Consider the following 21,784-nt stretch of genomic DNA (forward strand, 5'->3'; position numbering starts at 1 on the left):
GGCTGCTCTGGAATTTCTTCCTAGCCACCCGCATATAAGTCCCGAGCACTCCATAATTTACCGGCAGGCAGAAGCATGCGTGATCCCTATGACGTGCTGGGCGTTGCCAAGAACGCCTCGGCCAAAGACATAAAGGCGGCCTATCGCAAGCTCGCCAAGAAGTATCATCCGGACCAGAATCCGGACGATCCGAAGGCGAAGGAGAATTTTGCGGCAGCGAACCAAGCTTACGAGATTATCGGCGACGAGAAAAATCGCGGCGCTTTCGATCGCGGCGAGATCGATGCCGAAGGCAAGCCGAGATTCCAGGGCTTTGAGGCCGGGGCGCATGGCGATCCGTTCGCGGCTTTCCGGCGCGCGCAGCATGGCGGGCAGGGCCCTGGCGGCATGCGCTTCGAGTTCCGTTCCGGCGGTCCGGGCGCCGACGCGTTCGGAGCCGAGGACATCTTCAGCGAGCTTTTCGGTCAGGGATTCGGCCAGCGCGGCGGCCCCGGCATGGGAGCGGGGACGGGCGGCCGGCGCGCGCCCGCCGGCCGGGATATAAACGTGACCATGGACGTATCCATCGAAGAGGCTGCGACCGGTGCCAAAGTGGCGGCGGTTCTGCCCGATGGCCGCAGGATCTCGGTGAAGCTGCCCCACTATGTGGAGGATGGTCAGACGATACGGTTGAAAGGCCAGGGCGAACAGGGATTGGGCGAGGCCGGGGATGCTCTCGTGAAAGTGCGGTTCCGCAAGCATCCGCGTTATCGGGCCGAGGGCCGCGATCTCCACGTCGACCTGCCCGTATCGCTGCGAGATGCCGTGCTGGGAGCCAAGGTTGCCGTCGAAACGCCGACTGGCCGGCTGGCGGTGAACGTCCCGGCATGGTCCAGCTCGGACAAGGTGCTGCGCATCAAGGGCCGGGGCCTGCCGGAGAAGGTTTCCGGCAATGGCGATCTTTATGCCCATGTTCAGGTCATGCTACCGCAAGGCGACCATGAGCTCGAAGCCTTGATGAGGTCCAAGGCCTGAGGCCTGCGCCGTCGTGCCGGCACGGCGGCGGCTGGTCTTCCCCCGTGAGCATGCCGGCTGGTGCTTGAAGGCTCCGTTGGCCTGTGCAATAGGCTGTGCGGAGTCACAGGTCGCGGAGAATGTTCAATGGCGGGTGGAAATGGCCTGATGGCCGGCAAGCGTGGCCTCATCCTCGGCGTGGCCAATAATCGGTCCATCGCCTGGGCGATTGCCAAGGCTTGCGCGGCGCAAGGCGCAGAAATCGCTCTCACGTATCAAGGCGAGGCTTTCAAGAAGCGCGTCGAGCCGCTTGCGGCGGAGATTGGAGCGCATATCGCCGGTCATTGTGATGTGACGGACATGGCGAGCCTTGACGCCGTGTTCGACGATGTCGCCCGCAAATGGGGCAAGATCGACTTCCTGGTCCACGCGATTGCTTTCTCCGACAAGGAGGAGCTTGACGGGCGCTATATCGAGACCACGCGCGACAACTTCCTGCGCACAATGGATATCTCGGTCTATTCCTTCACCACCATCGCCAAGCGCGCTGAGGCCCTGATGCCGGACGGCGGTTCGCTGCTGACCTTGACCTATTACGGCGCCGAGAAGGTGATGCCCCATTACAATGTCATGGGCGTGGCCAAGGCTGCGCTCGAGGCAAGCGTGCGCTATCTCGCGGTCGATCTCGGCGGGAAGAACATTCGCGTCAACGCGATTTCGGCCGGACCCATCAAGACGCTTGCCGCGTCGGGCATCGGGGACTTCCGCTACATCTTGCGCTGGAACGAATACAATGCCCCGTTGAAGCGCCCGGTGGCGCTGGAGGAGGTTGGCGATTCCGGCCTTTACCTGCTGTCCGACTTGTCTCGTGGCGTCACCGGAGAGGTGCACCATGTCGATTCGGGCTATCATGTTGTCGGCATGAAGGCTGTCGACGCTCCGGATATCTCGGTGGTCAAGGACTGACACCGGCAGCCCGTGTCAATGCGATCGATCTCGACCCTGCCGCTGATCTATTTCGTACGGCATGGACAGACGGATTGGAACGTCGAGAACCGCCTGCAAGGGCAGGCGGAGACCGACATCAATCCGACCGGTCGGGCGCAGGCGACCGAAAATGGCAAGACGCTGAAGGGGTTGATCTCCGATCCCGCTGATTTCGATTTCGTGGCGAGCCCTTCGCGGCGAACCCGCGAGACGATGGAGCGTATCCGGACCGCGATGGGACTTGAGCCCCAGGCCTACAGAACCGACCCGCGCCTGTTGGAGCTGCATTTCGGCGACTGGCAAGGGTTCACCTATGATGAGCTTGAGCTGCGTGAGCCCGGATCCAAGGCGCGTCGCTCGGTCGACAAATGGAACTTCCGGCCTCCCGGCGCCGCGGCGGAAAGCTACGAGATGCTGAAGAAGCGGGTATCCTCGTGGCTTTCAGACGTAACCAGGCCGACCGTTTGCGTGACGCATGGCGGCATTTTCCGGGCGGTTTTCCGCCTGGCTGCCGACCTGCCGCAGAAGAAAGCCGCCGTGCTTGCCGTGCCGCAGGACCGTATCCTGAGGCTCGAGAAAGGCGAGTTGGAGTGGGTCTGATGCTCCCGACGGAGCGACCTACTCGGGCAGTTCCATGTCGGTGATGAGATTTTCTCCCCCGACCTGGTCATAGGCGATAAGGATTTCCATGCCCTCCTTGAGAGAGGTCACGTCGAACTCGCCGGGAAGCTTGTAGGACTTTCCATTGTCCAGCGTGATTGTCTGGGCATCCTTGTCGATAGACTTGATGCGGCCCTCCGCCTCCGCTGCGTAGCAGGCGGTCGTAATCATCAGGGCGGCGGCAACCGCGCCAAACAAGCTTCGCATGATGGTCCCTCTTGTCGTTCTGCTCCGTGCGTGGGCACGGCAATCCTTTCAAGGATGGCGACGAACCAAGAGGTAATATGGTCAATGTGTCAATTTTGGCACGCAAGAATCTCCACCAAGATGCCGCACGCTTTTTCCCCCAACGAAAAATCGGGGATACCGTTCACTTTCTATATGGGCCCGTAAGCCTCACCGATCGGGCTTGTGCGAAAGTCGGGATCCGACCGCCCGCCAGAATGCGTCGACGCTTGGATGCTCCGAGGTCGCATGCCTGTAGATCCGGATCTCGACTTCCAGCACCCAATCGGGGTCCTGTGCTGCCCGCCGGAGAACGCCGCTGTCCAGTTCTTCCCTGACCAGGCTCTCCGGCAGCCAGGCTAGCCCCCATCCGGCCATCATCATCGCCTTCAGGCCGATCGAGATCGTGTTCTCGTGCACGACCTTGCGTTTGAAGGATGGCCGCTTCGTGAACAGCTTCGCGAGCGCCTGTCCGAAGAAGGAAAAGTCTCCATAGCTGAGATAGGGAATAGGAGTGTCGCTCCTGATGGCGTGATCGAGAGCCGATCCCCCGAGCGCCGGGCTGCACACCGGGATGACCCGCTCGGTCCCAAGCACGAGGTATGGGAAGCGCGAGCTGTCGAGGAGGAGCGGGACGGAAGGGTGGGCATAGGTGAGGAAAAAATCCGCTTCGCCGTCCACCAGCGTGGTGATGTTGTCCTCGATCCCGCCCTTGTCGGGACTCATCCGCGAATGAAACTCGCCGAATTCTTCCCGCATCTCGTGCAGCCAATGCGGGAAGAAAATCACGGTGAGCGTGTGGAGCGCGGAGAAGGTCAGAACCTTGTTTTGCGGGGGCCTGGGTGGCTGAAGCGCCTCGCGCGTGCTGTAGAAATTCCTGATCGCATCCTGCGCCACCGGCAGGAATGCCTTGCCTTCTCTGGTCAGTTCTGCGGGAAAGGTGGCGCGGCTGACGAGCGTCACGCCCAGCCATGCTTCGAGTTGCCTGATGCGGCGGCTGAAAGCCGACTGGGTTATGCGCCTCTCCTCAGCGGCTCGTGAGAAGCTCAGCGTATTCGCCAAGGCCGCAAAATCCTCGAGCCATTTCAATTCCATCACCTGCCTCTCGGGTTCTACAGCCGCGCTGGGTCGTCGATGTCATCAACCATCTGGGCGCGTTTGGCGCAACCAGCGTTATGAAAGATATGCATAACGTCGAAAAAACAATGCATTGGACGGGACAGGGGAGATTTCCTAGCGTCCGCGAGTCAGCGGTTTCGGGGCGTGACTTGACCAGAATAATTTATGTGAACGGGGATTATCTCCCGGAGAACGAGGCAAGGATTTCCGTCTTCGATCGCGGATTTCTGTTTGCCGACGCCATTTACGAAGTCTCGGCCGTCATCGATGGAAGGCTGGTCGACAACGATCTTCATCTCGATCGTCTGGAGCGCTCGGTCGGCGAACTCTCGATTCCCATGCCCATACCGAGGGAACGGATCATTGGTGTCCAGCATGAGTTGATCAGACGCAACTCCCTCGACCAGGGGGTCGTCTATCTCCAGATCAGTCGCGGGGTCGCGGAGCGGGACTTCGTTTTTGTCGACGATATCGAGCCGACTCTCGTCGCCTTCACGCAACACAAGAACCTGGTCGATGCAAAGTCCCAAAGGGAAGGCGTCGCGGTCGATATCGTGCCGGACAGTCGTTGGGCTCGCCGCGATATCAAGACCACCATGCTGCTTGCGCAGGTCCTGGCCAAGAAGTCGGCCAAGGCGCGGGGTTTCCATGAAGCCTGGATGGTTGAAGACGGCTTCGTCACGGAGGGGGCTTCCTCGACGGCACTCATCCTCACCAGGGACGATGTTCTGGTGACGCGACCGAACTCCCGTTCAGTTCTGCCGGGCTGCACGAAGCGCGCCGTAATGACAATCGTGGAGGAGTTGGGAATCCGCATGGAGGAACGGCTGTTCACCGTCGAAGAAGCCCTGGAGGCGAAAGAGGCGATGCTCACCAGCGCGTCGAGCCTTGTGACGCCGGTCATCAGGATAGCGGATCGCGTGATCGGCGACGGAAAGCCGGGACCGGTGACGGCCCGCCTCCGGGAAAGGTATCTGGAACTGGCCGCGCAAAGCGCCGATCCGGTTCGTTAGAAACACTACCAATCAGAGAAAGGGGACTAAATTGATTTCCAGGATCATGGCGCGATTTACCAAGGGCGCGTTGCTGGCGAGCGCCGTTGTTTTTGCCGCAGGCGCGGCGAATGCTGCGGAAGGCTATGGCGATTGTCCACTTACCGGTGAGAAGGGGAGCCACAAGATCACGCCGGCAGTAGCCGATCAGTTCACGGTCCTCATCAACCTGCCAGCGGTCGGTCAGTTCAACGGTGACACGCCCGAAAGCATCAAGGACGGCTACGAATTCTGCATGGCCGTCAACATCGCCCATCGCCTCGGTCTCGAAAAGGTCAAGCTCGTCAACGCTTCCTTCGATTCGATCGTGGCGGGCCAGAACAAGGATTACGACATCGCCCTGGCGCTGATCTCCGTCACCGAGCCGCGCAAGAAGGTGGTCGACTTCTCCGTGCCATATGCGGCGTCCGACCACGGCGTGGCCGCACGGGCCGACAAGCCCGTGACCCAGGAGAGCGTCAAGACCGGCCGCATCGGCGTGCAGGCGGGGACTATCCTCGTGCCTTTTGCGCAGGAGACGCTCAAGGCCGAGAAGGTCGACGTGTTCGACGACACGGCCTCGATGGTCACCGCGCTGGTCGCCGGCAAGGTCGATGCGATCATGACCGAACTGTCCATCATCCTGGGGCAGGTGCACAATTCCGGCGGCAAACTCGCCGTCGTCGGTAAATACGAAGCCGGCGGCCAGACCGCCGGCATCTATCCGAAGGGATCCGAAAACGGGCCCGTCATCGACCAGATCATTACGGAGCTCAAAACGGATGGCACGTTGAAGAAGCTCGAAGCTGCCTATCTCCTGCCGTCTTGGGGCGTATCACCGGACACCGTTCCCCTCTGGAAGCCGTGATCCAAGGATAGGTCCTCCATGTCCGTATCGGCTCTCGAAGCCAAGAGCGAGCGCGCCAGTGACTGGCGCGCTCGCAATCAGGTCCGAACCTACCGAGGCCGCTCGCTGGCGGCAGTGGCGATTGCAGTCCTGACCCTCTCGGTGATGGCCCTGACAGCCCGTCATGTCAGCGCACTGGTGCTGGCGGAGGGCTGGTCGACAGCGCCAGTCACGATTGTCGCGATCGTCGCGGCGATTCTGCCCCTGCTGGTTCTGACAGTTGCGCTGCGCGCAATGTCTCATTCGATTCGCGCCGGCAGGGCATCGTCCATTTATGACGGGCGCGAACTGGGAGCCAAAGCATCCGATGCGTCTTGGAGCGCCATTTCATATGCCGTGGCGTTGTTCATCGTCTGCGCCTTGGCGTGGTTCATGGTGGTCAATGATGCCGCCGTAAGCAGGACGTTCTTCGATATCGGTCTGATCTCCAGATCAGCAGGGACGATTCTCAAGGCTTTCGGCACGAACATCTACATCTTCTTCGTCGCCGGCGTGCTTATCCTGATGTGGTCTCTCGTCGTGGCGATAGCCAGGACCTTGCCCGGGAAGGCGGGCAGGCCGATCCGAATGCTGGCCATCGTCTACGGAGATCTTTTCCGCGGCTTGCCGGCTATCATCACTATTTATCTCATTGGGTTCGGTTTGCCCCTGACCGGGCTTCCGATCCTTCGCGACCTTTCCTCGAACACCTATGCCATCATAGCGCTGACGCTGACCTACGGCGCCTATACGTCCGAGGTCTACCGCGCCGGCATCGAAGGCGTGCACCCAAGCCAGATCGCGGCTGCGCGTTCCCTTGGTCTGTCCTATCTCAAGACGATGCGCTACGTGACCATTCCCTTAGCCATACGCGGCATCATCCCACCGCTCCTCAATAACTTCATCAGTTTGCAGAAGGATACCGCGCTGGTCGCCATCATCGGGACCATCGACGCCTTCAATCAGTCGAAGATCATCGCGAGCAACAACTTCAACCTGTCGGCGGTCACCACCGTCGCTCTGCTGTTCATCCTGATCACGATCCCGCAGGCCAGGCTTGTCGACCGGCTTGTCGAACGTGATCGCAAGCGCATGCGCTCGACCTAGACGGGAACCAAGAGATGGCACTGGTCGAAATCGACAAGGCGTACAAGCGCTACGGACCGGTCGAGGTCCTCGCGGGACTGTCGCTGGACATCGAGGAGCACCAGGTCGTCTGCCTGATCGGCCCGTCCGGCTGCGGAAAGTCGACGCTCCTGCGTTGCATCAACCGGCTGGAGACAATCAACGAAGGTGAGATCAGGCTGCATGGCGACCGTATCACAGGGCCTGGGGTCGATCTCGATGGATTGCGCCGCGAGATCGGCATCGTGTTTCAGGGCTACAACCTTTTCCCGCATATGAGCGTCTTGGAGAATGTCACGCTGGGTCCCACCAAAGTGCTGGGCACGCCCCGGCGGGGGGCCGCGGAAAAAGCAAAGATGCTGCTCGCCCGCATTGGGCTCGAGCACAAGGCCCATGAATATCCCGACCGTCTTTCCGGCGGCCAGCAGCAGCGCGTCGCCATCGTGCGCGCCTTGATGATGGATCCGACGCTGCTGCTCCTGGATGAGATCACCTCGGCTCTCGATCCGGAACTGGTTTCGGAAGTCCTCGACATTGTCCGCGATCTCGCCGCCAAGGGAATGACCATGGTGCTTGCCACCCACGAAATGGGCTTTGCGCGCGAAGTCGCCGACAAGGTCTGTTTTCTGCAGGGCGGCGTGGTCTATGAAGAAGGTCCGCCGGAGCAGATCTTCGGCAAGCCGCAGGGCGAGCGGACCCAGGCGTTCCTCAAACGGATCATCGAGGCCGGTCGCCTGTGAGTCGTTCCGGAAAGAGGCGAGGCGAGCGGTGAACGCACGGGATTTTGGTATCGTCTGCGGCATTCTGCCCACTGGCGGGAACAACGCCGTTACCGACGTTCCGGGTGTGACCGTTGGGCATCACACCATACGTGAGGGCGACATCAATACAGGCGTTACCGCCATCGTGCCGCATTCCGGCAATCTCTACCGCCGGAAAGTCGCCGCGGCTTGCGAGGTGATCAACGGCTTCGGAAAGAGCATGGGTCTAATGCAGATTGAAGAGTTGGGCACGCTCGAAACGCCGATCTTGCTGACCAACACATTCAGCGTTGGAGCCTGCGCGAATGCGCTGATCCGTGAGGCCATCGCGGCCAACCCCGACATCGGCCGGCGGACCGCCACCGTCAATCCTGTGGTCTGTGAATGCAACGACGGTCCGTTGAGCGATATCCAGGCTATGGCCGTCACCGAGGAGCATGCGCGGCTGGCCCTGGCGGATGCCCGCGGCGGCGCGGTGGAGCAGGGCAACATCGGCGCTGGAACCGGCATGAGCTGCTTCGGCTTTAAAGGCGGGATCGGCACCGCTTCGAGGATGCTGGAACTCGGCGGACGCGCGCACTGTGTTGGGGTGCTGGCGCTCACGAATTTCGGCCGTGCCGGCGACCTTGTGCTGCCCGACGGGCGTCGTCCCGATCCCGGGAAGGCAAAGGACGAGGAAAAGGGGTCGGTTATCATCATCCTGGCGACGGACGTCCCGATGGATCACCGCCAGCTCAAGCGCGTGACGCTGCGCTGCGGTGCTGGCTTGGCGCGACTCGGCGCCTTCTGGGGGCATGGCAGCGGCGACATCGCCGTCGGTTTCAACACGGCCACGACCTTCGATCACGACGAAACCAACGACTTCGTTGTGACCGAGATGCTGAACGAAAGCCGCATCGACTTGCTTTTCCGCGCCGCGGCGGAAGCGACGCAAGAATCCGTCCTCAACTCGATGTGCGCGGCCGAGGCCATGACCGGGCGTGCAGGGCGTCATCGGCCGTCCCTTGCCGACTGGCTGCGCTGATGCGCGGGGAGAGCGTGGATCCCCATTATCTCGGCATCGCGGAGCTTTCAGCGCTCCTGCGAAGCGGGGAGCTTGGCTCCACGGAGCTCACCAGACGGTTGCTGGAGCGCATTGAACGGCTCAATCCCAAGCTCAACGCCTACGTGACCGTAGCTGCCGAAGCGGCGCTCGCGGATGCGCAGGCCGCGGATCGGAGGCGTCATGCCGGACGGTGGCTTGGACCTTTGGACGGCGTGCCCGTCGCGATCAAGGACAACATCGCGACCAAGGGGTTACGAACCACCGGCGGTTCGGCGCTCTATCGTGATTTCATGCCTGACCAGGACGCGACGGTGGTCGGGAAGCTGAGGGCGGCTGGAGCCGTCATCCTTGGCAAGACCGGAACTCACGAACTCGCTTACGGAACGACCTCGATAAATCCTTTTTTCGGCCGGATCGCCAATCCATGGGACATGAGGCGTGATCCCGGCGGTTCAAGCGGCGGCTCGGCAGTCGCGGTTGCCGCGGGCCTTGCCTTTGCCGCCCTTGGCACGGACACCGCTTGCTCGATCCGTCATCCCGGCCATTGTTGCGGCGTGGTCGGCTTCAAGCCAAGCTTCGGCCTGGTCAGTGCGGCGGGTGTCTTCCCGCTGGTGCGTACCATGGATCATGTTGGGCCGTTAACGCGCAGCGCCGAGTGCGCCGCTCTCGTCACCGCGGTGATAGCCGGGCCTGATGAAGCTGATCCATATTCGTCCGGGCGGCAGTTTTCGTGGCCCGTGCAAGGGCGGGGCGGGATTGCCGGCGTGCGGCTCGGAATTGCTCGCGATTTCTTCTTCGACGGCGATCCGGAGATCGTGGATCTGGTCGACTGCGCGATCGAAGCGCTGGAGGCGCAAGGCGCCGTCGTTGTACAACTCGACAGCACCGGGCTGGAAAGCAGCCTGGCCATATCGGCTGATCTGTTCGCCGAAGCCTACGCGTTTCATGCCGACGACCTTGCGGCCAATCCCCAAGCCTTCAGCGAGGAACTCCAGGCCAAGCTTGAAAGGAAGTCCCGAATTAAGGCCGCCGAATATATCGGCGCCTGTCATCAACGTCTTCTCCTTCGTGCGCGCATGAGCAGGCTGATGGAGCAATGCGATGTTCTCGTCGCCCCCGCTGCGACGACAATGCCAGCCCTGTTCGATGACAGGCCGGACGAGTACGACCATCACGCTTCCAAGAATGCGACGGTTTTCAACCTGACCGGCCAACCTTCAGTGACCATACCGTGCGGCTTCTCGGGCTCGGGTCTGCCGGTCGGCATCATGATGAGCGGGGCGATCGATGGCGATTCCGAACTGCTGGCGATCGCCGGACTTGCAGAGGGCGTATTGATGGCCCGCCGAACGCCTATCGAGTAGCCGTCACTTCCCTATCTGTGAAGGGCCTTCTTAAGAAGCTCGACGGACGACATTGCCGATGCGTTTTCCCTCAGGACAGCTTCCAGGCTGGTTCGTCGGAACTGGTCCAGATCCCGCGTGAACCGCGCCAGTTTGGCCGTGGCTTCGTCACCCGAAATCGTGTCGATCTCCATGAGCACGTCCGAAATCCCGATCCGGCCGGCGAGTTCCTTGGTCTTGAATTCGTAGGCGATCGGCAGCACGGGTATGCCGACGCACAGCGACATGATCATCATATGCATGCGTGTCGCCACCACGAAGTCGAAACCCTTGACCAAATCCATCAGTTCATCGGGCGTATGGAAGGAGGCGTCGATCGTCACCTTGTCGCGAATGGCGGGGGCGAGTTCCGAGGCGATGATCTCGGCCGTCTTGGAATCATCGTGGGCATATTCCGGAACGCCCTGGCAGGTCGAAACGAAGGTGACCTGCTTGCCCTGTTCCACGAGAGAAACGACGATCTGCCTGACGGCATCGACGTAACGGCGCATGCCATCCTGGCCGTCCTTGACGTAGTTCCAGTTCCGGACGGACACGCCGACCCGCCCGGTCTCGGCAGGCGGTGTCGGCGAAGCCAGCATGTTTTCGATGCGTGACGTGTCAGCCAGGGCAAAAACGGAATCCGCCACGACGTGGCATTTCGCCTTGTCGTCCACTATGTCGGCGATGTGGCCCGCCGATTTGTCGTCGCGCAGCAGGATGAGCGGGCTTTTGCCGAAGATCCGTGTCAGATGTTCGCGATTGTATGAATTGTCGAAGGGGCCCAGCGACTGTGTGAAGAAAATTGGCGCCTTCCCCAGGAATTCATCGATCCGGAACTGGAGGATCCGCTTGGTTAGATTGTAGTTCTCGACCAGATAGGTTCCGCCCGTCGTTATGATCGCGTCTGCGCTCTGGTAGAGTGCGATGTCTTGGCGGCTCTCCTTGTCGAGCAAGAGGTTGGCGAGCAGATTATTGCCTCGTCCGAGCATGTCGAGGGATTGCAGGACCGTCCGATTGTAAAGGCGCTTTACGCGATTCTTCAGTGGGAACCCCTTGTATTTCTGCTTGAAGACGGATTCCGCAAGAAGCTTCCTGAAATTCAGAGTCTGGTATTGCTTGTATAATTGAGACGAAGTTTCAGGATCGCTATCGAATACATAGATCTTGATGTCATCTCCGTAGGCGGCTTCCAGAATTTTCTTGATCGCAAGGAGAATTGCTGCATCCCCGGTGTTGAGGCACACAGTATTTTCGACAACAACATGCATCTCTTCAAATCTGCTCCTGTTGCGTCTCAGGTGCTTGCACACTGCGGACGCTTCGAATGCTGGCCTCGGACCCGTTCCGTAGGCTACGATATGCATTGTCTCAGTTATCATGCTGCGCTGCAGCAATCGGCGTGGCTCACGTAGCATGCCGAGGCGGATTCCTGTCAACTCAAAAGGAATTACCGACATGTCGTGCAGATCGGCCGATGTCTGGTTTCCCGGCGCGGAACGCTATTTGACCCAGCCTGAAAACGCCAATAGAAGCGGCGTAAAAACCGGCGCCGCCCGGCAGGATAGGCTTCGATGTCGCATAATACGTTCGGTCATCTTTTCAGGGTGACGACCTGGGGTGAGAGCCACGGGCCGTCGCTGGGCTGCGTGGTGGATGGATGCCCGCCGGGCATAAGGTTCACCCTGAAAGATATTCAGGACGAGCTTGATCGGCGGAGGCCGGGACAGTCGCGCTTTGTCACTCAGCGCCGTGAACCGGACGAGGTAAGGCTGCTCTCCGGCTTTCTCACCGAGGAGGATGGCGTCACGCTCGTGACCACCGGCACGCCGATCTCCATGCTGATCGAAAACGTGGACCAGCGTTCGAAGGATTATGGTGAGATCGCGCGGCAATACCGTCCTGGCCATGCTGACTACACCTATGACATGAAATATGGCTTGCGCGACTATCGCGGCGGTGGCCGTTCCTCCGCGCGTGAAACCGCGGCCCGTGTCGCCGCCGGTGCCATCGCGCGAAAGGTCGTGCCCGGTATGGTTGTGCGTGGCGCGCTCGTTGCCATGGGCGAGAAGTCGATCGATCGCGCCAATTGGGACTGGGATTTCATCGGCGATGCCGAGAACCCGTTCTTCACGCCGGACCGCGGATCGGTCACGGCCTTCGCCGAGTATCTCGACGGCGTTCGCAAGGCCGGCTCTTCGGTGGGGGCAGTGATCGAGATCGTTGCGGAAGGCGTGCCCGCAGGGCTTGGGGCGCCTATCTACGGCAAGCTCGATCAGGATATTGCGTCGAATCTGATGTCGATCAACGCCGTGAAGGGCGTCGAGATCGGCAACGGTTTCGAGGCCGCCCGCATTACCGGGGAGCAGAATGCCGACGAGATGCGGATGGGCAATGACGGCAAGCCGTTCTTTCTCTCGAATCATGCCGGCGGCATCTTGGGAGGTATTTCTACCGGCCAGCCTGTCGTCGCCCGTTTCGCCGTCAAGCCGACCTCGTCCATCCTCACGCCACGCAAGTCGGTCGACAAGTCGGGCAGCGATGTCGACGTCATGACCAAGGGACGCCACGATCCTTGCGTCGGTATTCGGGCGGTGCCGATCGGGGAGGCCATGGTTGCCTGTGCCATAGCCGATCATTATCTGCGCCATCGCGGGCAGACGGGACGCGTCTAGGCTGACATTTTGGACTGGTAGGAAGCAATGGCATACGATCAAAAGAAAATCGTCGAGGCCCTGCGTGCCTTCGAGCGCGGTGAGATCGTCGTGGTGATGGATGACGACGGTCGCGAGAACGAAGGGGATCTGATCGTTGCGGCCGTGCATTGCACGCCCGAGAAGATGGCTTTCATCGTCCGTCACACCTCCGGCATCGTCTGTGCGCCGATGACGCGGGATGATGCGAGGCGGCTGAACCTCGCTCCGATGGTGGCCGACAATGATGCGCCGCACTCGACCGCCTTTACCGTCAGCGTCGATTTCAAGCACGGCACGACGACAGGCATATCGGCCGACGATCGCACGCTGACAGTGCGCAATCTCGCCAACGGCAATGTCGGCGCTTCCGATTTCGTGCGGCCCGGCCATATCTTCCCCCTCGTGGCCCGCGAAGGCGGCGTGCTGATGCGCTCGGGGCATACGGAGGCGGCCGTCGACCTCTGCAAGCTGGCGGGTCTGCCCCCGGTCGGCGTCATCTGCGAACTGGTCAATGACGACGGTACAGTGATGCGCGGGCCACAGGTTCAGGCTTTCGCGGAGAAAAACGGGCTGAAGCAGGTTTCCGTCGCAGATCTCATCGCCTATCGACAGAGGCAGGAGACGCTCATCGAACGCATCGCCTGCTTCGACTTGGAAACCCCGGGCGGCAAGGCCAAGGCCTTTACCTACACTCTGCCTTGGGACACCATGCATCATCTGGCGATCGTGTTCGGCGACATCCGCGACGGTGTCGATGTGCCTGTTCGCCTGCATCCGGAGAACGTCGTGGACGATGTCTTCGGCACCGACGATCGGCTTCGCGCCATCATGAAGTCGATGGGCGAGGAAAAGCGCGGCGTGATCGTTTATCTGCGCGAAGGATCGGTGGGCGTCGGCCATCAGGCGCGCAACCGCCGTCAGGCATCGGATAGGGAGGATCACGACGAGGCCAAGCGCCGCGAGAGCGAATGGCGGGAGATCGGCCTCGGCGCCCAGATCCTCAGGGACCTCGGCATCTCCTCCATCAATCTCATCACCTCGCGGGAGCGGCATTATGTCGGGCTGGAAGGCTTCGGCATCCGCATCGCCAAGACCGAGATATTCTGATCCCGTCCGCTACCTCGCTGCGCCCTTGAGCGCCGCAACCATTTCGCGAATACCACGGCTCATATGCTTGTCGCGACGCATGATTATCGCGAGCGAGCGGGAAAGGCGTGGCGACAACGATCGCCACGCGATCTCCTCGGACAGGGGAGCCCGATCGACGGCGAGTTTCGGCAGGATGGCCCAGCCGAGGCCTGCTCCGACCAGTTGCTTGATTGCTTCGACGCTGCCCAGTTCCATTGCCGGTTTGGGTGCAAAGCCGGCCCGCAGAAACCACCGGTCGACGAGGCGACGCGTATTGCCGCCGCTCTCGTAAAGGAGCAGCGGCTTGCCGGCCATGAATGCCGGCGACACGGCCTGCGAGGGTGCGTCCTCGCCATCAGGAACAACCGCCACGAGTTCGTCCCGATAGATCTCGTCCACCACAAAGGCGCGCCCGGAAGCGGGCAGGGTGACGAGCGCTACATCGAGGCGGTTTGCCTCGAGCAGTTTCAGCACGTCGGCCGTGTTCCCTGTGTGCACAATGATCTCGAGCCCAGGCATATCCTCCTTGAGCTGTTTGAGAACGCGGGGCAGCAGGTAGATGCAGGCCGTGGCGCCTGTGCCGATACGGATGCGGCCTGCGGCGCCGCGTCTGTGGGGGACGGTTGCCTCGATGGCTCTTGCCACCTCCTCCTGGATGCGTGCCGCATGGGCGAGCAGGTCGTGGCCAGCAGGCGTCGCTTGCGCCCGGCGGCCGACGCGCTCGACCAGACGAACGCCGAGCTGGCGTTCCAGCTGGCGTATCTGCAGGCTGACAGCCGGTTGGCTGATGCCGGCACGCTCCGCTGCCGCCGAGAAACTGCCCAGCTCAACGACATCGGCAAAGGTTCGGAGCTGGCCGAGATTCAAATCCTTCATCAAAGAATCCCTTATCTGATGCATAAGAAGCATAATCTTCAATTTGATCAAGCGATGGCGCAGGATCGGTTCATTCTCGAAAGCGGAGCCGATCGTGATTGCCACAATAGGAGAGTGCGAGCTGCGTCCCGGCGAGCAAAAGGACATCGCGGCAATCACAGCCATCTATGGCGATGCGGTGCGCCATGGCTGCGCGAGTTTCGAACTGGATCCCCCTGACGAGAAGGAAATGGCGGCGCGCTTCGAGACGCTGGTCGGCTCGGGTTTTCCATACCTCGTGGCCGAAATCGCGGGGGAAATCGTGGGCTACGCCTATGCCGGTTCCTATCGTCCACGACCGGCCTATGGCGCTACCGTGGAGAACTCCGTCTATGTCGATCCGCGCCGACAGGGCAGGGGCGTCGGCCGCGCTCTTCTCGCAGGGTTGATCGCAGAAGCGGAAGTGCGCGGCTTCCGCCAGATGGTGGCGGTAATCGGGGATTCGTCCAATCTTTCCTCCATCCGGCTGCATGAGGGGCAGGGCTTCGCCCATGTCGGCACATTGCGCTCCGTCGGCTGGAAACACGGCCGCTGGCTCGATACGGTGCTTATGCAGCGCGTGCTAGGCCCTGGCGACAGGACTCCCCGATGATAGCGCCTGGCCTCGTCATACGCCTCGGCACGGCTCAGCTTATCTGCTGGGGCACCTCCTACTACCTGATCGGTATCTTCGGTCAGCGGATCGCCACCGATTTCGGCTGGTCGATCACGCTCGCCTATTCCGGCCTTTCCGGCGCTCTGGTGGTCATGGGGCTGACCTCCGGCTTCATCGGGCGCCTGATCGATCGCCACGGCGGACGAATGGTGATGACGCTGGGCTCCGTGCTGATGGCGCTGGCTTGTGTCGGTTTGAGCCGGTCGTGGGATCTCTTCACCTACAATGCTTCCTGGGCTTGTCTCGGGCTTGCCATGCGCATGACCCTCTACGAAGCAGCTTTCGCCACGCTGGCCTGGATCGGCGGCCGGTCGGCGCGGCGGGCCATGTCTCAGATCACGCTGCTCGGAGGCCTCGCGTCTACGGCGTTCTGGCCGATTGGCCATGCGCTGGCTTCGGCGTTCGGCTGGCGGGACGCTTTGCTGATCTACGGAGGTTTTGCGCTGCTGACTGCTCCGTTGCACTGGTCACTTCCCGCCCGGCGCCAAACTGACCTGCCGGATCGGTTCGCGTCCGTTCAGCGGCCGCCCTTGGCGTCCACCAGGATGGAACGCGTGCTCGCCGGTGCCCTTTATGTCGGTCTCGTAACCGCCGTGGCTTTCCTGAACTCCGGCATGTCGGCGCACATGATCGGCATCATGGCCGGCCTCGGTATGGGCGCGGGATTATCCGTCTGGCTTTCGACCCTCCGCGGGGTCGGTCAGTCTGCCGCCCGGCTGTGGGAGGTGCTTTTCGGCAGCCGGGTGAGCGAGCTTACGCTTGGCATCGTGGCAGGGGGCGGCCTAGCGACAGCCTTCCTTTTCGGTCAATTCAGCGGGGCAAGCGTTCTAGCCGGGGCAATTTTTGCGCTGGCCTATGGCGCCGGCAACGGGCTGATGACGATCGCGCGGGGCACGCAGCCGCTGGTGCTCTTCGATCCGGCCAGCTACGGCGCGCTGTCCGGAAAGCTGCTGGCGCCAAGTTTTTTCGTCTCGGCGCTCGCTCCGGTCGTCTATGCCGCTGTCATTGAAGCCGCCGGCGAGAAAGTCGCGTTGCAACTCTCCCTGGCGCTTGTCTGTGTGGCTCTGGCCTGCGCGGTGCTGCTGTGGTGGCGCTTTCGCAAAGGTGCCGCTAATGTTTGAGCCACGTTGCGAAGCCTTGTGCTTGGCTTGCCCATGGGGCATTGGGTAGGCCAAGCCAGCCTGTACCGCCATGACGGAGATCCGAACTTGCCAGCCTATCGTTCCAGAACCACCACCCACGGTCGCAATATGGCGGGAGCCCGCGGCCTTTGGCGCGCCACCGGCATGAAGGATTCTGACTTCGGCAAGCCGATTATCGCGGTGGTGAATTCCTTCACCGAGTTCGTTCCCGGTCATGTCCATCTCAAGGATCTCGGCCAGTTGGTTGCCCGCGAGATCGAGAAGGCAGGCGGTGTGGCCAAGGAGTTCAATACCATCGCGGTCGATGACGGCATCGCCATGGGTCACGACGGCATGCTCTATTCGCTGCCGTCGCGAGAGCTCATCGCAGACTCCGTCGAATACATGGTCAATGCGCATTGCGCCGACGCCATGGTCTGCATCTCGAATTGCGACAAGATCACGCCGGGCATGCTGATGGCTTCGTTGCGCCTCAACATTCCGACGGTCTTCGTTTCGGGCGGGCCGATGGAAGCCGGCAAGGTCGTGCTCAAGGGGAAAACCCACGCGCTCGATCTGGTCGACGCGATGGTGGCCGCTGCCGACGACAATGTTTCCGATGAAGACGTCAAGATTATCGAGCGCTCGGCCTGCCCGACCTGCGGTTCCTGCTCGGGCATGTTCACCGCGAACTCGATGAACTGTCTGACCGAGGCCCTCGGCCTGTCGCTGCCCGGCAATGGTTCGACGCTCGCCACCCATGCCGACCGCAAGCGGCTCTTCGTCGAGGCAGGTCACCTGATCGTCGACCTGGCCCAGCGCTATTACGAACAGGATGACGAAACGGCGCTGCCGCGCGTCATCGCCTCGAGGGCCGCGTTCGAGAATGCCATGACGCTCGACATCGCCATGGGCGGCTCGACCAATACCGTCCTCCACATCCTTGCTGCCGCCCTGGAAGGGGGCGTCGATTTCACCATGGCCGACATCGACCGCCTGTCGCGCCGTGTGCCGGTCCTCTGCAAAGTCGCGCCCGCCAAGAACGATGTCCATATGGAGGACGTGCACCGGGCCGGGGGCATCATGGCGATCCTTGGCCAGCTCGACAAAGCGGGTCTCCTCAATCGGGACCTGCCCACCGTGCACAGTGCGACCCTCGGCGAAGCACTCGATCATTGGGATATCTCCCGCACAAAGAGCGACAAGGTGCGGGAGTTCTTCCGGGCTGCGCCCGGCGGTGTGCCGACACAGGTCGCCTTCAGCCAGGATGCCCGCTGGGACGAGCTGGATCTCGATCGCGAGGCAGGCGTTATCCGCGATGCCGAGCACCCCTTCTCCAGGGATGGCGGTCTTGCGGTGCTGAAGGGCAATCTCGCGCTCGACGGCTGCGTGGTGAAGACGGCAGGCGTCGACGAGTCGATCCTGAAGTTCACCGGCCCGGCGCGGGTGTTCGAAAGTCAGGACGCTGCGGTGAAGGGGATCCTCGGCAACGAGGTGAAGGCCGGCGATGTAGTGGTTATCCGCTACGAGGGGCCGCGCGGCGGGCCGGGCATGCAGGAAATGCTCTATCCGACGAGCTATCTGAAGTCGAAAGGCCTGGGCAAGCTCTGTGCGCTCCTGACGGATGGCCGCTTCTCCGGCGGCACCTCGGGCCTCTCGATCGGCCATGTCTCGCCCGAAGCGGCCGAAGGTGGCCTGATCGGCCTGGTACGCGACGGGGACACGATCGAGATCGACATTCCGAACCGCACGATCCAGCTCCTGGTCGACGATGCGGAGTTGGAAACCCGGCGTGCCGCGCAGGACGAGGCGGGCTGGAACCCGGCGGTCAAGCGGCAGCGAAACGTGACGACGGCCCTCAAAGCCTATGCTGCATTCGCGACGAGCGCCGCCTACGGGGCCGTGCGCAAGCTGCCGGAATAACGAATGGCAATGATTCGGCGCGCCAATAGGGCGCGCCGAATGTTGAGGGCCCCCCGGTCAGTTTCTCCGAATTCTGGCTACGGCGTATGCGTCCAGTGCAACCGTGGCCGAGCGGATGCTTTGTGCCGAGATGTCCAGATAGTTCGGTCTGGCGGCGATATTCTCGAAGGAGTCCGCGTCTAGGACGGCCATGTTCGCGTCGCTCCGAAATTGATCGGGGAGGGCGACCTCTACTGTGCGGCCGGTGAGATTGGCGAGCCACAGAACAGGTCGGCCATCTTCATCTGCGGCAATTGCCTCGATCTTGCTTCGCGGCGAGAGGTTGACCTCCAGCAACGGTTGGCCCGAAAGTCGAGCGAGGCCGGCGATCACGTGGAATCCTGGATAGATCACCGCTTCTGGCCGGTCGTCGAAATAGGGTTGCCGGAAATCCATTGTTCGGTGGATGTGCCCCATGGGACCGGTGGGCGATCCGAACGCCACCGCCTCGACCCCGCCTCGGGCGCATGCCGCGACGTAGGCGATCATCCATGCGGCATTGAAAATGCCGCGTTGGCGCGGGTCGATGGCGCTGAGGCAGAGGCGAGAATTGTCAGGATTGGGAGTCGTCGATCTGCCATAGGGATTCTCCCGACATGCAAGCTGGCTTGGGCCGATGCGATACGGCATGTCGCCCATGAAAGAGCGCGTCGACAGTATCTGGTAGGGCAGCGCCTCGTTCGTCTCCATGACGGACTGATCGTCGGCCGCGTGCACGTTGGGACAAGTCGTGTGGGTCACGAAATCCAGCGATGCGGCGGGCGGCCGCTTTCGGTTTAGTTCGGTGAAGTAGGTGGCCATGCCGCCGCCGAGCCTCACTTCGGGAAACGCCTTGCGCGCCGCGGCGTAGGTTTCCTCGAAGGTCGGCATTTCGGGCCATGGCGCGTCTGGCTGAACCGAAACCATGTCCTGCGCCGGGAAAACCGTGATGGTCTGCGGCCGCAGCCTCGCTTCTTGGGCTGCCCTTGCAACGGGGACGAGTTCCCCAAGGGGATCGAGCGTGCCCTTCGTGACGATCTCGAGCGTGATTTCCGCGCCGGTCAGATCGGCGAGCGCCCGGTAGTGTTCCATCTGTGCGCGCCCATGGCCTTTGCGAAGATCGATCTCGCAGATGAGCGAGGCGACCTCGAGCCGCTTCAGTAGGTCGCCTTTCTCAAGCGCGAACGATGCTTCCTCGGCCGGAACGCCGAGGCCGATTGCCGGAAACCGACCGGCTTCGGCACCGAGCGTAAGGGAAACCGGCCGGTCGGCTGCCCCTCCGCTCGTTACGGGCAGGATTCCGGACACTGTCAGGCTCACGGATTGCGCAATCTTCTCGCCTTTGCACAACACATATGGCCAGGGCTTGGTGAGCGGACGAACATAGGTCTTGTAGGAAGCGTCCGACCAGTTGCGCTGGTCCTCCATCTCGAACGCGTCACCTTCCATTCTGCAGGTCGCCCACACCCCAGGAGCGATCTCATGTGAAAGCGAACGAATGTCCTTGAACGGACATCTTGGATCGATCAACTCGGGAAAAATCGCGGTCTCTTCTCGCCCATCCACGTGAAGGATCTTTACAGGACGGCCCGCCACGCCCTCCACGGGGTGTAGCACGATGAATCCGGTGCGGTTGGTCAGAACATCGGTCTGGGGCTCTGCGACCGCTTCGAACGATAGCGACCCGTCGACCGCCCCAGTGATCGTGGCATCGTAAGACAGCGTGCGCTCGGCATCCGAACAGGTTGCGCGATAGGTTACCGCGAAGCCGTCGGCCCCTTCCTCTATTTCGAGGTTTTCGATTTCTGGCGAAAACGTGCCCCAGTTCTCGTCGCGAACCAGGAAAGCGATGGCGCGCAGCACCTCAGTGCCGTCCAAGCGGATATATCGCAGAGCGCCGTTGTCGAATTCCACCGACAGCGGTCCGGCTCGGAGCGTTCGCATGGATGGCGTGTCCTGGTCGGTGCCGAACAGGGCAATAGCGCGCGAGACCATCCGATCTTCCTCCTCTCGTCTTAAAGCGCTCTCTCCGATTCCCGATCGAATATCGATGCGCGCTTCATATTGATGTCGATCTGGATCTGCTCTCCCGGCCGGCTCACGTCGTGCGCCTGCAATTCTGCCATGACAGGCGTTCCGTCGAGACTGAAGGTGGCATAGCTGCGCGATCCCGTCGGCTGGATCAGAGCGATGGTCGCGTCATAACGGACGTGTCCAGCCTCGGGCCCGGCATCCCGCGCACGCGTGACATGCTCCGGCCTGAGCCCCAGAAGCACCGCTTGGCCGTCTTCGGCGTCGATGAGTGTGCGGCCGGCGGGAATCGGGATCGACGTCTGCTTGAGCGTGACGGCGTCGCCATTCTCCCCACGCAGCAACTTTCCCGGCAAGAAGCTCATCTTGGGGGAGCCGAGGAAACCCGCCACGAAGGTCGAAGCGGGCCGCTCGAAAAGGTCGAGCGGAGCACCCTGCTGTTCGATAATGCCGTCTCGCATCAGCACGATCCTGTCGGCCAGGGTCATCGCTTCGATCTGGTCATGCGTGACGTAGATCATCGTGGTCGCGATCTGCTGGTGCAGCCGCTTGATTTCCCCCCTCATTTCATCGCGCAATTGCGCGTCGAGATTGGAGAGCGGCTCGTCGAACAGGAAGATGCGCGGGCTGCGCACGATCGCACGGCCGATTGCCACGCGCTGGCGCTGGCCGCCAGAGAGCTGGCGCGGATAACGGTCGAGCAGCTTGGTAATGCCGAGCATGCGTGCGGCGTCCATCACGCGCTGGTCGATCTCATGTTTGGGCATCTTGCGCGCTTTCAGCCCGAAGCCGATATTCCCGGCGACATTCATGTGGGGATAGAGAGCATAGTCCTGGAAGACCATCGCGACGTCTCTGTCCCGCGGCCGAAACTCGTTGACGACCTCGCCGCCGATCTCGATCGTGCCATCCGATGCCTCTTCCAGGCCGGCGATCGTCCGCAGCAAGGTGCTCTTGCCGCATCCCGACGGGCCGACCAGAACGGTGAACTCGCCGTCGCTTATGTCGAGGTCGATCCCGCGCACGGCGTCGAAAGCGCCGTATTTCTTGTGCAGACCGATGATCTTCACATTTGCCATTCGC

General features: G+C 61.7%; 20 protein-coding genes. 14 read left to right on the forward strand and 6 right to left on the reverse strand.

Annotation, left to right across the window (positions count from 1 at the left end; all coding sequences use genetic code 11):
- Window positions 1-75: 75 nt before the first annotated feature.
- From ACCO56_RS03930 to ACCO56_RS03940, 3 genes are all read left to right on the forward strand, one after another.
- Window positions 76-1,014 carry a DnaJ C-terminal domain-containing protein gene (locus ACCO56_RS03930; protein WP_433637794.1) on the forward strand — a complete coding sequence of 313 codons (939 nt, stop codon included), beginning with the start codon at window positions 76-78 and terminating at the stop codon, window positions 1,012-1,014.
- 126 nt (window positions 1,015-1,140) lie between these two features.
- Window positions 1,141-1,959: an enoyl-ACP reductase FabI gene (gene fabI, locus ACCO56_RS03935; protein ID WP_433637795.1), complete on the forward strand. Its 819-nt coding sequence runs from the start codon at window positions 1,141-1,143 to the stop codon at window positions 1,957-1,959.
- A gap of 18 nt (window positions 1,960-1,977) precedes the next feature.
- Window positions 1,978-2,580, forward strand: coding sequence for a histidine phosphatase family protein (locus tag ACCO56_RS03940; RefSeq protein ID WP_433637797.1), 603 nt, complete (start codon window positions 1,978-1,980; stop codon window positions 2,578-2,580).
- Between the two features lie 18 nt (window positions 2,581-2,598).
- On the opposite strand, the gene ACCO56_RS03945 is transcribed toward ACCO56_RS03940, so the two are convergent.
- Window positions 2,599-2,847: a DUF1344 domain-containing protein gene (locus ACCO56_RS03945; RefSeq protein WP_433637798.1), complete on the reverse strand. Its 249-nt coding sequence runs from the start codon at window positions 2,845-2,847 to the stop codon at window positions 2,599-2,601.
- A 189-nt stretch (window positions 2,848-3,036) separates the two neighbouring features.
- Complete coding sequence (locus tag ACCO56_RS03950) at window positions 3,037-3,960, reverse strand: LysR family transcriptional regulator (RefSeq protein ID WP_433637800.1); 924 nt, start codon at window positions 3,958-3,960, stop codon at window positions 3,037-3,039.
- Window positions 3,961-4,133: 173 nt separating this feature from the next.
- Here ACCO56_RS03950 and ACCO56_RS03955 point away from each other — a divergent pair, with 173 nt between their 5' ends.
- The 6 genes from ACCO56_RS03955 to ACCO56_RS03980 are packed head-to-tail and all read left to right on the forward strand — an operon-like array spanning window position 4,134 to window position 10,196.
- Entirely contained in the window at window positions 4,134-4,997 is an 864-nt protein-coding gene (locus tag ACCO56_RS03955) for a D-amino-acid transaminase (protein WP_433637802.1), read from the forward strand.
- A gap of 31 nt (window positions 4,998-5,028) precedes the next feature.
- Window positions 5,029-5,883, forward strand: coding sequence for an ABC transporter substrate-binding protein (locus ACCO56_RS03960; RefSeq protein ID WP_433637803.1), 855 nt, complete (start codon window positions 5,029-5,031; stop codon window positions 5,881-5,883).
- 18 nt (window positions 5,884-5,901) lie between these two features.
- Window positions 5,902-7,008, forward strand: a complete 1,107-nt coding sequence (locus ACCO56_RS03965; RefSeq protein ID WP_433637805.1) for an amino acid ABC transporter permease — start codon at window positions 5,902-5,904, stop codon at window positions 7,006-7,008.
- Between the two features lie 14 nt (window positions 7,009-7,022).
- Window positions 7,023-7,766 (forward strand): amino acid ABC transporter ATP-binding protein, encoded by a 744-nt coding sequence (locus tag ACCO56_RS03970; RefSeq protein ID WP_433637807.1) that lies wholly within the window; start codon window positions 7,023-7,025, stop codon window positions 7,764-7,766.
- A gap of 28 nt (window positions 7,767-7,794) precedes the next feature.
- Window positions 7,795-8,811, forward strand: coding sequence for a P1 family peptidase (locus ACCO56_RS03975; protein ID WP_433637809.1), 1,017 nt, complete (start codon window positions 7,795-7,797; stop codon window positions 8,809-8,811).
- A complete protein-coding gene (locus ACCO56_RS03980; RefSeq protein ID WP_433637811.1) occupies window positions 8,811-10,196 on the forward strand; it encodes an amidase in 1,386 nt (461 codons plus the stop codon). The genes ACCO56_RS03975 and ACCO56_RS03980 overlap by 1 nt, the downstream gene beginning before the upstream one ends.
- Window positions 10,197-10,207: 11 nt before the next feature.
- Here ACCO56_RS03980 and ACCO56_RS03985 read toward each other — a convergent pair whose 3' ends face one another.
- Window positions 10,208-11,485 carry a polysaccharide pyruvyl transferase family protein gene (locus tag ACCO56_RS03985; protein WP_433637813.1) on the reverse strand — a complete coding sequence of 426 codons (1,278 nt, stop codon included), beginning with the start codon at window positions 11,483-11,485 and terminating at the stop codon, window positions 10,208-10,210.
- A gap of 303 nt (window positions 11,486-11,788) precedes the next feature.
- On the opposite strand from ACCO56_RS03985, the gene aroC reads away from it, so the two are divergent.
- Window positions 11,789-12,889 (forward strand): chorismate synthase, encoded by a 1,101-nt coding sequence (gene aroC / locus ACCO56_RS03990; RefSeq protein WP_433637815.1) that lies wholly within the window; start codon window positions 11,789-11,791, stop codon window positions 12,887-12,889.
- Between the two features lie 27 nt (window positions 12,890-12,916).
- Window positions 12,917-14,017: a 3,4-dihydroxy-2-butanone-4-phosphate synthase gene (gene ribB, locus ACCO56_RS03995; protein ID WP_433637817.1), complete on the forward strand. Its 1,101-nt coding sequence runs from the start codon at window positions 12,917-12,919 to the stop codon at window positions 14,015-14,017.
- 9 nt (window positions 14,018-14,026) lie between these two features.
- On the opposite strand, the gene ACCO56_RS04000 is transcribed toward ribB, so the two are convergent.
- Window positions 14,027-14,914, reverse strand: coding sequence for a LysR family transcriptional regulator (locus ACCO56_RS04000; RefSeq protein WP_433637819.1), 888 nt, complete (start codon window positions 14,912-14,914; stop codon window positions 14,027-14,029).
- A 91-nt stretch (window positions 14,915-15,005) separates the two neighbouring features.
- Here ACCO56_RS04000 and ACCO56_RS04005 point away from each other — a divergent pair, with 91 nt between their 5' ends.
- The 3 genes from ACCO56_RS04005 (at window position 15,006) to ilvD (ending at window position 18,652) form a co-directional block, all read left to right on the forward strand.
- Entirely contained in the window at window positions 15,006-15,545 is a 540-nt protein-coding gene (locus tag ACCO56_RS04005) for an N-acetyltransferase family protein (RefSeq protein ID WP_433638333.1), read from the forward strand.
- Window positions 15,542-16,729, forward strand: coding sequence for an MFS transporter (locus ACCO56_RS04010; protein WP_433637821.1), 1,188 nt, complete (start codon window positions 15,542-15,544; stop codon window positions 16,727-16,729). Before ACCO56_RS04005 ends, ACCO56_RS04010 begins: the two co-directional genes overlap by 4 nt.
- 87 nt (window positions 16,730-16,816) lie before the next feature.
- A complete protein-coding gene (ilvD, locus tag ACCO56_RS04015; protein ID WP_433637824.1) occupies window positions 16,817-18,652 on the forward strand; it encodes a dihydroxy-acid dehydratase in 1,836 nt (611 codons plus the stop codon).
- A gap of 57 nt (window positions 18,653-18,709) precedes the next feature.
- On the opposite strand, the gene ACCO56_RS04020 is transcribed toward ilvD, so the two are convergent.
- A complete protein-coding gene (locus tag ACCO56_RS04020) occupies window positions 18,710-20,665 on the reverse strand; it encodes a hypothetical protein (protein ID WP_433637826.1) in 1,956 nt (651 codons plus the stop codon).
- A 20-nt stretch (window positions 20,666-20,685) separates the two neighbouring features.
- A complete protein-coding gene (locus ACCO56_RS04025) occupies window positions 20,686-21,780 on the reverse strand; it encodes an ABC transporter ATP-binding protein (RefSeq protein WP_433637828.1) in 1,095 nt (364 codons plus the stop codon).
- Window positions 21,781-21,784: the final 4 nt, after the last annotated feature.

This window comes from Mesorhizobium sp. 1B3, assembly GCF_050958605.1.
Lineage (GTDB): Bacteria > Pseudomonadota > Alphaproteobacteria > Rhizobiales > Rhizobiaceae.

Bases quoted from the DNA above. Each gene is read 5' to 3' on its own strand.
- aroC (WP_433637815.1), top strand. From the start codon at position 11,789: ATGTCGCATAATACGTTCGGTCATCTTTTCAGGGTGACGACCTGGGGT.
- ACCO56_RS03970 (WP_433637807.1), top strand. From the start codon at position 7,023: ATGGCACTGGTCGAAATCGACAAGGCGTACAAGCGCTACGGACCGGTC.
- ACCO56_RS03945 (WP_433637798.1), bottom strand. From the start codon at position 2,847: ATGCGAAGCTTGTTTGGCGCGGTTGCCGCCGCCCTGATGATTACGACC.
- ACCO56_RS04010 (WP_433637821.1), top strand. From the start codon at position 15,542: ATGATAGCGCCTGGCCTCGTCATACGCCTCGGCACGGCTCAGCTTATC.
- ACCO56_RS03930 (WP_433637794.1), top strand. From the start codon at position 76: ATGCGTGATCCCTATGACGTGCTGGGCGTTGCCAAGAACGCCTCGGCC.
- ACCO56_RS03985 (WP_433637813.1), bottom strand. From the start codon at position 11,485: ATGCATGTTGTTGTCGAAAATACTGTGTGCCTCAACACCGGGGATGCA.
- ACCO56_RS03965 (WP_433637805.1), top strand. From the start codon at position 5,902: ATGTCCGTATCGGCTCTCGAAGCCAAGAGCGAGCGCGCCAGTGACTGG.
- fabI (WP_433637795.1), top strand. From the start codon at position 1,141: ATGGCGGGTGGAAATGGCCTGATGGCCGGCAAGCGTGGCCTCATCCTC.
- ACCO56_RS03940 (WP_433637797.1), top strand. From the start codon at position 1,978: ATGCGATCGATCTCGACCCTGCCGCTGATCTATTTCGTACGGCATGGA.
- ribB (WP_433637817.1), top strand. From the start codon at position 12,917: ATGGCATACGATCAAAAGAAAATCGTCGAGGCCCTGCGTGCCTTCGAG.
- ACCO56_RS04020 (WP_433637826.1), bottom strand. From the start codon at position 20,665: ATGGTCTCGCGCGCTATTGCCCTGTTCGGCACCGACCAGGACACGCCA.
- ACCO56_RS04000 (WP_433637819.1), bottom strand. From the start codon at position 14,914: ATGAAGGATTTGAATCTCGGCCAGCTCCGAACCTTTGCCGATGTCGTT.
- ACCO56_RS03980 (WP_433637811.1), top strand. From the start codon at position 8,811: ATGCGCGGGGAGAGCGTGGATCCCCATTATCTCGGCATCGCGGAGCTT.
- ACCO56_RS04025 (WP_433637828.1), bottom strand. From the start codon at position 21,780: ATGGCAAATGTGAAGATCATCGGTCTGCACAAGAAATACGGCGCTTTC.
- ACCO56_RS03950 (WP_433637800.1), bottom strand. From the start codon at position 3,960: ATGGAATTGAAATGGCTCGAGGATTTTGCGGCCTTGGCGAATACGCTG.